A 13,276-nucleotide genomic window follows, 5' to 3' on the forward strand; every position below is an offset into this window, starting at 1 on the left:
CGGTGCCGGTGTTGAAATCGAATCATGCGCACGCCGCCACCCGTAGGAGCGCGCTTGCCCGCGATGGCGTCAGCACATGCGACATCACCGTACCTGACACACCGCCGTCGCGGGCAAGCGCGCTCCTACGCAGTTCCGTGGTGGAGTCAAATCAAGCGCACCCCGCCACAGAAACGGACACCGTGCTGCTACGGGTGAATTATCGTCATTCAGATCGAACAATCAGACTTCACGAACGCGGCGCTGACGCGGGTCCAGCCTTTGCCGGGGCTGGTCTGGGCGCAGACGGTCTTGGTCTTGCCTTGCCACAGGTAATAAGGCGCTGGCGCCGCGACGGCCAGGGTGGTGAAGGTGAGGAGGAGGGTGAAGGTGAGCGGCAAGCGCATGACAATTTCCTGTTGGCAAAAGGCCCGATAACCCAGGCACTGCAATTATCGCTCCCTGCGCGAAATTTTTTTGGCGCGCAGGCTGTGGCGATTCTATCGAAAGTGGCGGTCCGCCGTCGCCGATCAAATCACCGCTGCCGACCCCGTCCGATTTGCGCCCGCAATCACTGGGAAATCAGCCATTTGTATCTCTTCTGAAAAACTGGCGCGATCATTGCTATGACCTGCTCAGTACAGCTACAGGCGGCAAGCGTCTGTCGGAGGAGGAAGACTGTGGACAAGTTGCTTTACGTGGCCATGAGCGGTGCGTCGGAAAACGCCATCGCGCAAAAGGCCCATGCCAACAACCTGGCGAACGTCTCGACCAACGGGTTCCAGCGCGACCTGGAACAGGCCCGCTCGATGCCAGTGTTTGGCGAGGTCAACCCGTCTCGCGCCTATGCCATGAGCGAGCGCCCGGGCACTGACTTCAGCCAGGGTTCGATGATCGACACCGGTCGCGAGCTGGACGTTGCCGTCAAGGGCGACGGCTGGATGGCGGTCCAGACACCCGATGGCGGCGAAGCCTACACCCGCACCTCCAGCATGAATATCGACGCACTCGGCGTGTTGCGTGATGGCAATGGTTTGCCGGTCATGGGCAACAGTGGGCCGATTGCCGTGCCGCCACAGCAGCAGATCGAAATCGGCGCCGACGGCACGATCAGCGTTCAGTCCTTGGGTGAGAGCCCGCAGGTGATGGCGCAGATCGACCGCATCAAGCTGGTCCGGCCTGACCTTGCCAACCTGGAAAAAGGCCCCGACGGCCTGATGCACACCAAAGACGGCAAACCGGCGCAGGCCGATGCCAACGTGCAGGTCGAATCCGGTTTCCTGCAGTCGAGCAACGTCAACGCCGTCGAGGAAATGACCTCGGTGCTGGCGCTGTCCCGCCAGTTCGAACTGCATATCAAGATGATGAAGACCGCTGAGCAGGACGACGAGTCGATGGCTCGCGTCTTGCAAATGGGCTAATGACTGACAGCTTGCGCCGATAATCAGGCGCTCGAGGAGATTCAATACATGCTTCCGGCACTTTACGTCGCTAAAACCGGCCTGGCCGCTCAGGACATGAACCTGACGACCATTTCGAACAACCTGGCCAACGTCTCGACCACAGGCTTCAAGAGTGATCGCGCCGAATTCCAGGACCTGCTCTATCAGATCAAGCGTCAGCCAGGTGCTCAGTCCACCCAGGACAGCGAGCTGCCATCGGGCCTGCAACTGGGTACCGGTGTGCGCATCGTCGGCACCCAGAAGAACTTCACAGCCGGCAGCCTGCAGACCACCAACCAGCCGCTGGACATGGCAATCAACGGCCGTGGCTTCTTCCAGATCCGTCAACCGGACGGCACCGTGGCCTACACCCGCGATGGTACTTTCCACCTGGACCAGAACGGCCAGATCGTGACCGCCAACGGTTACGCGCTGGAGCCTGCGATTGTCGTGCCCCAGGACTCGCAGACCTTCACCGTCGGCGAAGACGGCACCGTGTCGGTGACCACTTCGGCTGCCACTGCCACGCCACAGGTGATCGGCAACATCCAGACCGCCGACTTCATCAACCCGGCCGGTCTGCAGTCCCAGGGCGGCAACCTGTACCTGGAAACCGCATCCAGCGGCGCGCCGCAAGTCGGTACGCCTGGCCTGACCGGCCTGGGTGTGGTGCGTCAGAACACCCTGGAAAACTCCAACGTCAGCACCGTTGAAGAGCTGGTGAACATGATCACCACCCAGCGCGCCTACGAGATGAACTCCAAAGTGATCTCGACCGCCGACTCGATGCTGCAGTACGTCACCCAAAACCTGTAAGTCGGTCACCTTCAAGCGGATCCTGAAACACCTGATGGTCTTTAACGAAACACCTGGTCAATCCTTGCTACACCGAGAGGTTTTAAGTGTCATGAAACGGCTTTCTGTACTGCGGCTTTCCCTGTTGGCAGCACCGCTTTGCGGGCTCGCGCTGCTGACCGGTTGCGTTGCGCCTTCGGCCAAGCCCAATGACCCTTACTATGCGCCGGTGTTGCCACGAACGCCGCTGCCTTCGGCGGCGAACAATGGCTCGATCTATCAGGCAGGCTTCGAGCAGAACCTGTACGGCGACCGCAAGGCTTACCGGGTGGGTGACATCATCACCATCACCCTGTCCGAGCGGATGGCGGCCAGCAAGGCGGCCAGTTCCGGGATCAGCAAGACCAGCAAGACCAGCGTCGGCCTGACCTCGCTGTTCGGTGCCGGTGTGAGCACCAATAACCCGGTGGGCAGCGGTGACCTGAGCCTGAATGCAGGCTACAGCGGCGACCGCGCCACCAAGGGCGACGGCAAGGCAGCGCAGAGCAACAGCCTGACCGGTTCCATCACCGTGACCGTGGCCGATGTGCTGCCCAACGGGATTCTGTCGGTGCGTGGCGAGAAGTGGATGACGCTCAACACCGGCGATGAGCTGGTGCGCATCGCTGGCCTGATTCGTGCAGACGACATCGCCACCGACAATACCGTGTCGTCCACTCGCGTGGCCGATGCGCGCATCACGTATTCCGGTACAGGGGCGTTCGCCGATTCCAGTCAGCCTGGCTGGTTCGACCGTTTCTTCCTGAGCCCGTTGTTCCCTTTCTGATACCGGGATAGCCATGATCACGTTCAAGCAACTGATAGCGGCAGCGTTGCTGTTCACCACGGCCATCGGCGCCCATGCCGAACGCCTGAAGGACATCGCCAGCATTTCCGGCGTGCGCACCAACCAATTGATCGGCTACGGCCTGGTGGTGGGCCTGAACGGCACGGGTGACCAGACCACCCAGACACCGTTCACCCTGCAGACCTTCAACAACATGCTCTCCCAGTTCGGCATCAAGGTGCCGGCGGGCTCGGGCACTGTGCAGTTGAAGAACGTCGCGGCCGTGGCGGTGTATGCCGACCTGCCGCCGTTCGCCAAGCCCGGTCAGCAGATCGACATCACCGTGTCGTCCATCGGTAACTCCAAGAGCCTGCGCGGCGGTGCGCTGTTGATGACCCCGATGAAGGGTATCGACGGCAACGTCTATGCGGTCGCCCAGGGCAACCTGGTGGTCGGCGGCTTTGACGCTGAAGGCCGCGACGGTTCGAAGATCACCGTCAACGTTCCGTCTTCGGGTCGTATCCCTGGCGGTGCGTCGGTCGAACGTGCGGTGCCGAGCGGTTTCAACCAGGGCAACTCGTTGACCCTGAACCTCAACCGCAACGACTTCACCACGGCCAAGCGCATCGTCGACAAGATCAACGACATGCTCGGCCCAGGCGTCGCGCAAGCGGTGGACGGTGGTTCGGTGCGCGTGACAGCGCCGCTGGACCCCAACCAGCGCGTGGACTACCTGTCGGTGCTGGAGAACCTGGAGATCGATCCGGGCCAGACCTCGGCCAAGGTCATCATCAACTCGCGTACCGGCACCATCGTCATCGGCCAGAACGTCAAGGTTTCGCCGGCCGCCGTGACCCACGGCAGCCTGACCGTGACCATCACCGAAGACCCTGTGGTCAGCCAGCCGGGTGCGTTCTCCAACGGCCAGACCGCCGTGGTGCCGCGCTCCAAGATCAACGCACAACAGGAACTGCATCCGATGTTCAAGTTCGGCCCGGGCACCACCCTGGACGAAATCGTGCGTGCGGTTAACCAGGTCGGCGCAGCCCCTGGCGACCTGATGGCGATTCTCGAAGCACTGAAACAGGCCGGCGCCCTGCAAGCCGACCTGATCGTGATTTAAGGACTGACCGATGAGTATTCCAACTGGCGGCACGAGCACAGTCGATTCGGGGGCGTATACCGACCTCAATCGCCTGACCGCCATGAAGAACGGCGACCGCGACAGCGAAGCGAACCTCAAGAAGGTGGCGCAGGAATTCGAGTCGCTGTTCGTCAGCCAGATGCTCAAGGCCATGCGCTCGGCCAACGAAGTGCTGGCCAAGGACAACCCGATGAACACTGCCGCGACCCGGCAGTATCAGGACATGTACGACCAGCAACTGGCGGTCAGCATGTCCCGCGAGGGTGGCGGTATCGGCCTTCAGGAAGTGCTGATGCGCCAGCTCTCCAAGAACAAGAGCGATGCAGGCCCTGCGACCAACCAGCTCAACCCGGCGGCGCCGACGGCCGCTGACGCCACTCACGCCCAGGGTGGCCTGGCGACCCGTATCGCCCAGCGTCCGTTGTGGGCAACCCGTTCGGTCGCGCCGGCTTCCATCGCCCTTGGCACCAACGCCGATGGCAGCGTGCACAACGATGTGGCCGCGCTCAACGCCCGTCGCCTGTCGCTGCCAAGCAAGCTGACCGACCGCATCATGGCCGGTATCGTGCCGAACACCGCAGGTGATGCTGCGGCCAGTGCGACCACGCTGAAAAACCGCATTGCCGTCTCCAATGCCGTCGCCGCCGCCAAGCAGGCAGGCAGTTCGGGCAATGGCGACTGGACCATCGGCCCGCAGTACACCGCCCAGGCCGACAGCTACGTGCGCAACCGCGTGCAGACTCCGCTGGCGCCGGGCAAGGCCGCGTTCGCCAATGCCGACGAGTTCGTCGCCACCATGTTACCGCTGGCCAAGGACGCCGCTGCCCGTATCGGCGTCGATCCGACCGTGCTGGTGGCCCAGGCGGCGCTGGAAACCGGCTGGGGCAAATCGATCATGCGTCAATCCGATGGCAGCAGCAGCCACAACCTGTTCGGCATCAAGGCCCAGGGTGGCTGGCAGGGGCCTGAAGCGCGGGCGATCACCAGCGAGTTTCGCGACGGCAAGATGGTCAAGGAGACGGCGGACTTCCGTTCCTACGACTCCTACGCCGACAGCTTCCACGATCTGGTCAGCTTCCTGCAGAACAACAATCGCTATCAAGCCACGCTTAAATCGGCCGATAACCCGGAACAGTTTGTGAAAGAACTGCAGAAGGCCGGGTACGCCACGGATCCGGGCTATGCCAGCAAGATTTCCCAAATAGCGAAACAGATGAAGAGTTACCAGAGCGTTGCAACCGCATCGGGCTCTTCCACGACTTTATAAGGTTTGAACCATGTCACTGATCTCAATTGGGCTTTCGGGACTGAACGCCAGCAGTGCAGCGATGACCACCATCGGCAACAACACTGCTAACGTCGACACGCTGGGCTACTCGCGCCAGCAAGTGATGACCACCTCCAGTGCTCAGCAGAATATCGGTGTGGGCTTCATCGGCACCGGTACTACGCTGTCGGACGTGCGTCGGATCTACAACGGCTTCCTGAACACCCAAGTGCAGTCCAGTACATCGCTCAACTCCGATGCCCAGGCGTATCTGGGTCAGGCCAAGCAACTCGACTCGATCCTGTCCGACAGCTCGACCGGGATCAGCACCGTCCTGAGCAACTTCTTCTCGTCCTTGCAGACGCTGTCGAGCGGGTCGACCGTCGCGGCCAACCGCGCCAATTTCCTGGCCAGCGCCAAGTCGCTCGCCGGGCAGTTCAACGCCATCTCCTCGCAGATGAAGGACCAGAACACCAGCATCAACAGTCAGTTGACGTCCCTCACCGGACAGGTCAACTCGCTGGCGTCCTCGATTGCCGACCTCAATACCCAGATCACCCAGGCCAAGGCCACCGGCGGCGAGCCCAACTCCCTGCTCGATGCCCGGGACGAGGCCGTGCGCCAGCTCAACGACCTGGTGGGCGCCAAGGTGGTCGAGAACAACGGCAACTATGACGTCTACATCGGCAGCGGCCAGCCGCTGGTCACCGGTGGCAAGGCCGGCACGCTGACCGCAGGCCCGAGCGACAGCGACCCGAACGTGTACTCGGTCAAGCTCAATTATCAGAATAGCAGCGTGGATGTGTCGTCGGTGGTCACCGGCGGTACCATCGGCGGTCTGCTGCGCTATCGCAGCGACGTGCTGCAGCCTGCGGCCAACGAGCTCGGTCGCCTGGCGCTGGTGGTCTCCGACCAGATCAACCAGCAGATGGGGCAGGGGGTGGATGCCAACGGCAACTTTGGCTCCAGCATGTTCACCAGCATCAACGACCCAAGCCTGGTCAGCCAGCGCAGCCTTGCCAACAAAGGCAACAGCGCAGGTTCCGGCAATCTGGACGTGACCATCGCCAACACCGGCGCGCTGACCACCAACGACTATCAGGTGACGTTCACCAGCGCCACCGGCTACAGCGTCACTCGCCTGCCGGACGGCCAGAACATGGGCGCCTACGACCTGAGCACCACGCCGCCACCGGTTATCGATGGCTTCTCGCTCAAGCTCAATGGCGGTGCGGTCACTGCCGGCGACAGCTTCAAGATCAGCCCGACCGCGTCGGCGGCGGGTGGCATCAAGACGGTCATGACCGACCCGAAAACCATCGCGCTGGCGGCGCCGTTGACGGCCACCAAAGGTGCAGGCAACGAGGGCAACGGGACTTTCACCCAGCCTGTGCTGAACACCCCGACCAATATCTACGACGCCACCGGCACCGCCGACCTGCGCAAGGCCATCGACGGCTCGACGCCGATGCGCCTGATGATGGGCGCCGTCGCAGCGGACGGCACGCAGTCCTATTCGCTGGTTGACGCCAGCGGGGCAGCCGTCAAAGACAAGAACGGCAACCCGATCACCGGCACGATCGTGCAGAAGCAGAACAACGACCTGAACCTGGCAGTGGGCTACACCGACTCGTCGGGTGCGGCGCAGTCGTTCTCCATCAGTATGTCAATCAATGGCGAGCCGAAGGCAGGCGACACTTTCAGCATCGACATGACCGGCGCCGGTTCCTCGGACAACCGCAATGCCGAGACCACGCTGGCCCTGCAGACCAAAGAGACCGTCGATACCGCCGGCGGCAGCGGCACCGGGATGACCCTGAGCGGCGCCAACGCCAACCTGATTTCCTCGGTCGGTGCCAAAGCCAAGCAGGCCTCGGCCGACGCTACCGCCACCACCGCAGTGCTGGCCCAGGCCAAGGGCGCGCGCGACAGCGTGTCCGGCGTGTCGCTGGATGAAGAAGCGGCCAACCTGGTCAAGTACCAGCAGTACTACACGGCCTCGTCGCAGATCATCAAAGCCGCTCAAGCCATCTTCAGCACGCTGATCAACAGTCTTTAAGGGGTCGTAAACCATGCGTATTTCCACCACCCAGTTTTACGAAACCAGCGCCAGCAACTACTCGCGCACCTACGCCAACGTCACCAAGACCGGCGAGGAAGTCTCCAGCCAGATCAAGCTCAATACTGCGGGCGACGATCCTGTGGGCGCGGCGCGCGTACTGGCCTTGCAGCAACAGAACTCGATGCTGCTGCAGTACAAGTCCAACATCGACAACATCAACACCGGCGTCGTGAACACCGAGACCGCGCTGACCGCCATCACCTCGGCGATCCAGCGCGCCCAGGAGCTGGTGCTGTCCGCCAGCAACGGCACCAACACCGACCAGAACCGCCAGGCCAACGCTTCGGAGCTCAAACAGTTGCAGGACCAGATCCTGGGCCTGATGAACTCCAAGGATTCGGAAGGCAACTACCTGTTCTCGGGATCGAAGTCGAGCACACCGCCCTACGCGATCAACCCCGATGGCAGCTACAGCTATCAGGGCGACCAGACCCGCAACATGCTGAACATCGGCAGCGGCATTTCCATGGCCAGCAACATCACTGGCTGGGATGCGTTCGAGCAGGCGATCAACACCACCCGTACCTCGGCGACCCTGACGTCCCCGACCACTGACGACGGCGTGCTGACGCTGTCAGGCGGCAGCGTCAGCAACAGTTCTGACTACGACACCAAGTTCCTGAGCGGCCAGCCGTACAGCATCACGTTCCAGAGCAGCACCCAGTACCAGATCCTCGACAAGAACGGCAACGACGTGACTGCGGAAGCCTCGTCGGCCGGCAAGTTCAAGTCCACCGGCCCGGAGAACCAGAGCATCGGTTTTCGTGGCCTGGAGCTGAACCTGAACGTCAACCTGACCCAGGCGCAGTACACCAACTCAGGCGCGGCCGATACCGCCATCGCAGGCCACAGCTTCCAGCTGGCGGTCTCGCCGACGTCCGTCACCACTGCACGCTTGCCGGCCAACCCGTCGTCAACCGTGATCAGCGGCACGACGGTCACCAACCAGGCCAACTACGACAGCACCTTCCCGTCCGGTGGTGCGATCCTGCGTTTCTCCAGTGCCACCAGCTTTGATCTGTACGCGGCGCCCTACGATCCGGCCACCAGCAAGCCGGTGTCCAGCGGCACCCTGACCGGCACCCCGCCAACGGCGACCGCAGCCGGGGTGACCTTCACCCTGAGCGGCGCGCCACAGGCGGGCGACCAGTTCACCGCCACCGGTTCCGCACCCCAGAGCCAGAACATCCTCAACACCCTGGGCACGGTCATCAATGCCCTGAACAGCAAGGTGGACGGTGATCCGATCGCCAAGCAGAAGCTGCAGGCCACCCTGACCTCGACCATCGGCAACCTGACCAGCGCCGCCAGCCAGATCGGCGATGCGGTCGCCGACGGTGGTGCGCGCGCAGCCACGGCCACCTCGCAAGGTGTCACCAACCAGACGCTGATCGACAACGGCACTACCGAGTCGGGCACCATCACCGCCTCCGACCCGGTCGATGCCATTGCCAGGCTGACCCTGCAGAAGAACATGCTGCAAGCCTCGCAACTGGTGTTCACCCAACTGTCCTCGCTGAACCTGTTCAGCAAGTTGTAATCGCCTGACCGGAGGGCGGTGCGCGAATTCTTCCCGCGCCGCCACCGCCGAGCGTCAACCGTTTTTTTCAGCGGTTAAGCCCCGCTCTCAGCCGAGAGGGGCGCGCCGCTCGTGAGTCCGCCTGTGAAATCAGCTCCTCTGGTCAGCATTGTCATACCCGCCTTCAATCCCCGTTTCTTCCAGCGTGCGTTACAGGGCGCGCTCAGCCAGACCTACTCGAACCTGGAAGTGATTGTCTGCGACGACTCGCGCGGCGACGAGATCCAGCGCATCACAGAAGCCTTTGCCCAGAACACCCGGGTCGACCTGCGTTACGTGCGCAACCCGCAGCGGCTGGGGTTTGTCGGCAACCTGCAGGCGTGCCTGGCCCAAGCCCGTGGCGAGTACGTGAAGTTTCTCTGCGACGATGACCAGTTGTTCGCCCTGGCGGTGCAGATGCAGGCGCGACAGCTGGACATGCATCCGGACGTGAATCTGGTACTGGCCTTGCGCCTGTTCTGGGACGCCGATGACGTGCAGCTTCCGGCCCGCCTTGAAAACAGTGCATTGGCCCCTCGTGGCGCGGTGTACAAGGGCGAGGACCTGCTGGGGATCTTCCAGGCGTTTCCGATCAACTTCGTCGGTGGTTTCAGCAGTTCGATGTTCCGTCGCAGGGACCTTGAAGAACTGTTGCCGGCACTGACCCAGCCGGAGCATGGCTTCGTCGCCTCGCTGGACCTGGCGCTGTACATCTGCCTGATGCGGCGCAGCAACGTGGTGGTGCTCAACAACGTGCTGAGCGTCGAGCGTCTGCATCAGGATCGGCTGAGCCATCAGCAATCGATGAAGGACGCCGCCCTGCAAGAGCGCGAGTGGCTGCTGCAGATGCTCGAAGCCCGTGGCGGCGAGCAGGCACCGGCCAAGGGCTGGGTGCGCTACCAGCCGCTGACCGACGACGAACTGGCGGGCGGCCCTGCACAACCTCGTGCCTGGGATGAGCTGCCGCTGAGCCGTTCGCTCGGCACCAAGCAGAGCACCCAGCAGTGGCGGGTCGGCATCGACAGCGAGAGTTTCGCCGAACTGTATGACCAGTGGCTGAGCTGCCGCATGCTGACACCGCTGCAGCAGAGCCAGTTGCCCAACGTCATCGCCCAGTGGCCGTCGCGGCCGAAGATCGTTCCGGTCATCATCGACGAAACGGGTGGTCGCGCCAGCCTGGCAACGACCCTCGACAGCCTCGACCAGCAGTTGTATCCGCCGGAACTGATCGTCGTGCTGTCGCGCACCTGCACCGAAGCCCGGCTTGAAAAACGGGTGTTCACCCTGCCGCTGCAGGACGACCCCTACGCCCAGCTCAACCCGCTGTTGTCGCAGCTCGACGGGGCCCAGTGGTGCTACTTGCTGCAGGCAGGAGACCGGTTGGTCAAGCCGGCCTTGCTGATGCTGGCCGAGCGCATCGCCATGAACCCCGGGCTGCAGTGCCTGTACAGCGACGAAGGCTCCCTGCGCGAGGGCGAGTCGGCGGAGCCGGTGTTCAAGCCGGACTTCAACCTCGACATGCTGCGCAGCTACCCTTATGTCGGTCGCGCCCTGGCGTTTTCCCGCCGTGCGTTGCTCGATGCCGGCGGTTTTGATCCGCGGTTTGGCGTGCTGGCACCCCACGACGCCCTGTGGCGGCTGTTCGAGCAGGACGGCGACGCAGCCATTGGCCATGTCAGCGAACTGCTGCTGGAATCGTCGTTCCCGCTACCGCGCTGGCTGGCGCTGCCGGAGGTCGCCGAGCAGAACCTTCAAGTGGTCCAGGCGCACTTGCAGCGCTGTGGCATCGCCCACGACATTCGTCCGGGCCAGAGCCTGGCGTTGCTCAACCGCATCGAGTACCTGCACCGCGAACAGCCGCTGGTGTCGATCATCCTGATCGTCAAGGACCAGTTGCCGGCCTTGCAGCGCTGCGTCGAAACCCTGTTCGAGAAAACCGCCTACGGCCGCTATGAACTGCTGATCGTCGACAATGCCAGCGAAACCCCCGAGGCCCGGGCGTGGCTGGCGGCGATGGCGCAACTGGACCCCGATCGCTTGCGGGTGCTGCGCCATTCGCAGACCGAACCTGTGGCCGCGCTGTACAACCAGGCTGCCAGCGATGCCCGCGGCGACTACCTGCTGCTGCTCAATCCGTACGCGATGATTACCCATGGCGACTGGCTCGGCGAGCTGGTCAGTCAGGCTCAGCGCCCGGAAGTCGGTGTGGTCGGCGCCAAGCTGTTCGGCTCCGATGGGCAGGTGCTGCACGCCGGGCTGATCCTGGGCCTGCATGGCCCGGCCGGTGTGCCGTTCCACGGCGAGAACATCAATGCCAGCGGCTACCTGCAACGCCTGCAGGTGGTCAGCGACCTCTCTGCGGTCGGCGGCGATTGCCTGATGATTCGCAAGCGCCTGTTCGCCGAGCTGGACGGTCTGGACGAGGTTCAGTACGGCAAGGGCCTGAGCCATGTCGACCTGTGCCTGCGGGTGCGCGAGAGCGGTCACCTGGTGGTCTGGACTCCGCACGCGTTGCTTGCCCTGGGCAGCCAGCCGCCGGTGATCGCAACGCCTGAGCTTCGCGAATTGCAGATTCTGGAACAGGAGCGTTTCTACCTGCGCTGGCTTCCGGTAGTAGCCCGCGATCCGGCGTACAACCCCAACCTTGCGCTCAACAGCCTGGGCGGCACCAGCTTCAACCTGGAACCGGGGCTGACCACTGGCTGGAGTCCGTTTTCCACCACGCAACTGCCGCGCATCCTGGCCTTGCCGATCAACGCCTCGGCCATCGGTCACTACCGCGTCACCCAGCCGCTGATCGAGCTGGAAGCGGCGGGGAGGGCGGTGGGCGTGATCAACTACAACCTGCCGAGCATGATCGATATCGAGCGCCAGTCGCCCGATATCATCGTGCTGCAGGGGCGCTACAGCGAAGCCCCCATCGATGAGATCGTGGGGCTGAAAACCTACTCCAGGGCGCGACGCATCTTCGAGCTGGATGACTACGTCATTCATGTGCCCAAGAAGAACGCGCACATCCGCAACATGCCCGACCGCCTGGAGATGGAGCGCCTGGTGCGCCGTGGCATCAGCCTGTGCGACCGGGTCGTGGTTTCGACCCAGCCGCTTGCCGATGCCCTGAGCGAGATGCACACCGACATTCGCGTGGTGCCGAACATGCTCTCGCCTCACTGGTGGAGCGGTCTGCGCAGCCATCGCCGAACGTCGGTCAAGCCCCGGGTCGGCTGGGGCGGCGGTACCAGCCACTCGGGTGACCTTGAGATCATCGCCGAGGTGGTGCGTGAGCTGGCAGATGAAGTGGATTGGGTATTCTTCGGCATGTGCCCGGATGCCTTGCGGCCTTACGTGCGCGAATTTCACACGGTGGTAGCGCTGGAGGCGTACCCGGCCAAACTGGCCAGCCTGAATCTGGACCTGGCGCTCGCCCCGCTGGAGCATCACATCTTCAACGACTGCAAAAGCAACCTGCGGTTGCTGGAGTACGGCGCCTGCGGCTACCCGGTGATCTGCACCGACACCTTGGCTTACCGTGGTTACCTGCCGTGCACGCGGATCTACACCAACAGCACGGAAGAATGGCTCGAGGCAATCCGCAGCCACCTCGCCGACCCGGACGCCAGCTACCGCCAGGGCGACGCCCTGCGCGAAGCGGTGCTGCGCGACTACATGCTGCGCGACGACAACCTGCAGCATTGGGTCAACGGCTGGCTAGCCGACTGACACCCCGCTCCCGTAGCAGCGGCCTTGCCCGCGGGTCGATCTCGCGGCCGCCCCCGCCGGCAAGCCGTGCTGCTACGGACTGGCGGCGCACTCAGATCCCGCGCTAGCGATATCGCGGACGCCGACGCCGGCAAGCCGGACTGCTACGGGTTGGTGGGGTGGTGGCGATTTCTGTGTGGGTCGGAATGGTGGGAGCGGGCTTGCCCGCGAAAGCGGTGGGTCAGGCGATATCGAAACGTCAGGCCTGACGCATTCGCGGGCAAGCCCGCTCCCACAGATTCTCGGCACAACCATAGATTACCGGCACATTTTCGGATACATGGGTGCACCCAATCCCGTAGCAGCCGGGCTTGCCCGCGGGTCGATCTTGCGGACGCCCCCGCCGGCAAGCCGTGCCGCAACGGACCGGCGGCGTACCCGGAT

At 63.3% G+C, this 13,276-nt stretch carries 9 protein-coding genes; 8 read left to right on the top strand and 1 reads right to left on the bottom strand.

Annotated elements, in window-relative coordinates:
• Positions 1 to 209: 209 nt before the first annotated feature.
• Positions 210 to 386: a hypothetical protein gene (locus tag NPS29_RS10055; RefSeq protein WP_274132338.1), complete on the bottom strand. Its 177-nt coding sequence runs from the start codon at positions 384 to 386 to the stop codon at positions 210 to 212.
• Between the two features lie 273 nt (positions 387 to 659).
• On the opposite strand from NPS29_RS10055, the gene NPS29_RS10060 reads away from it, so the two are divergent.
• From NPS29_RS10060 to NPS29_RS10095, 8 genes are all read left to right on the top strand, one after another.
• Complete coding sequence (locus NPS29_RS10060; RefSeq protein WP_274132339.1) at positions 660 to 1,400, top strand: flagellar basal body rod protein FlgF; 741 nt, start codon at positions 660 to 662, stop codon at positions 1,398 to 1,400.
• A 48-nt stretch (positions 1,401 to 1,448) separates the two neighbouring features.
• Positions 1,449 to 2,237 (top strand): flagellar basal-body rod protein FlgG, encoded by a 789-nt coding sequence (flgG, locus tag NPS29_RS10065; RefSeq protein ID WP_274132340.1) that lies wholly within the window; start codon positions 1,449 to 1,451, stop codon positions 2,235 to 2,237.
• A gap of 91 nt (positions 2,238 to 2,328) precedes the next feature.
• Positions 2,329 to 3,042, top strand: a complete 714-nt coding sequence (flgH, locus tag NPS29_RS10070; protein ID WP_274132341.1) for a flagellar basal body L-ring protein FlgH — start codon at positions 2,329 to 2,331, stop codon at positions 3,040 to 3,042.
• A 13-nt stretch (positions 3,043 to 3,055) separates the two neighbouring features.
• Complete coding sequence (locus NPS29_RS10075; protein WP_274132342.1) at positions 3,056 to 4,165, top strand: flagellar basal body P-ring protein FlgI; 1,110 nt, start codon at positions 3,056 to 3,058, stop codon at positions 4,163 to 4,165.
• A gap of 10 nt (positions 4,166 to 4,175) precedes the next feature.
• A complete protein-coding gene (flgJ, locus tag NPS29_RS10080) occupies positions 4,176 to 5,453 on the top strand; it encodes a flagellar assembly peptidoglycan hydrolase FlgJ (protein ID WP_274132343.1) in 1,278 nt (425 codons plus the stop codon).
• Positions 5,454 to 5,463: 10 nt separating this feature from the next.
• A complete protein-coding gene (gene flgK, locus NPS29_RS10085) occupies positions 5,464 to 7,512 on the top strand; it encodes a flagellar hook-associated protein FlgK (RefSeq protein ID WP_274132344.1) in 2,049 nt (682 codons plus the stop codon).
• 13 nt (positions 7,513 to 7,525) lie between these two features.
• Positions 7,526 to 9,115 carry a flagellar hook-associated protein 3 gene (locus NPS29_RS10090; protein WP_274132345.1) on the top strand — a complete coding sequence of 530 codons (1,590 nt, stop codon included), beginning with the start codon at positions 7,526 to 7,528 and terminating at the stop codon, positions 9,113 to 9,115.
• A 123-nt stretch (positions 9,116 to 9,238) separates the two neighbouring features.
• A complete protein-coding gene (locus NPS29_RS10095; RefSeq protein WP_274132346.1) occupies positions 9,239 to 12,853 on the top strand; it encodes a glycosyltransferase in 3,615 nt (1,204 codons plus the stop codon).
• Positions 12,854 to 13,276: the final 423 nt, after the last annotated feature.

The organism is Pseudomonas putida (assembly GCF_028682175.1).
GTDB classification, from domain to species: Bacteria; Pseudomonadota; Gammaproteobacteria; order Pseudomonadales; family Pseudomonadaceae; genus Aquipseudomonas; species Aquipseudomonas putida_AD.

Excerpts from the sequence above, each read along its gene's own strand:
- NPS29_RS10075 (WP_274132342.1), top strand. The coding sequence starts at position 3,056 with ATGATCACGTTCAAGCAACTGATAGCGGCAGCGTTGCTGTTCACCACG.
- flgG (WP_274132340.1), top strand. The coding sequence starts at position 1,449 with ATGCTTCCGGCACTTTACGTCGCTAAAACCGGCCTGGCCGCTCAGGAC.
- flgH (WP_274132341.1), top strand. The coding sequence starts at position 2,329 with ATGAAACGGCTTTCTGTACTGCGGCTTTCCCTGTTGGCAGCACCGCTT.
- flgJ (WP_274132343.1), top strand. The coding sequence starts at position 4,176 with ATGAGTATTCCAACTGGCGGCACGAGCACAGTCGATTCGGGGGCGTAT.
- flgK (WP_274132344.1), top strand. The coding sequence starts at position 5,464 with ATGTCACTGATCTCAATTGGGCTTTCGGGACTGAACGCCAGCAGTGCA.
- NPS29_RS10055 (WP_274132338.1), bottom strand. The coding sequence starts at position 386 with ATGCGCTTGCCGCTCACCTTCACCCTCCTCCTCACCTTCACCACCCTG.
- NPS29_RS10090 (WP_274132345.1), top strand. The coding sequence starts at position 7,526 with ATGCGTATTTCCACCACCCAGTTTTACGAAACCAGCGCCAGCAACTAC.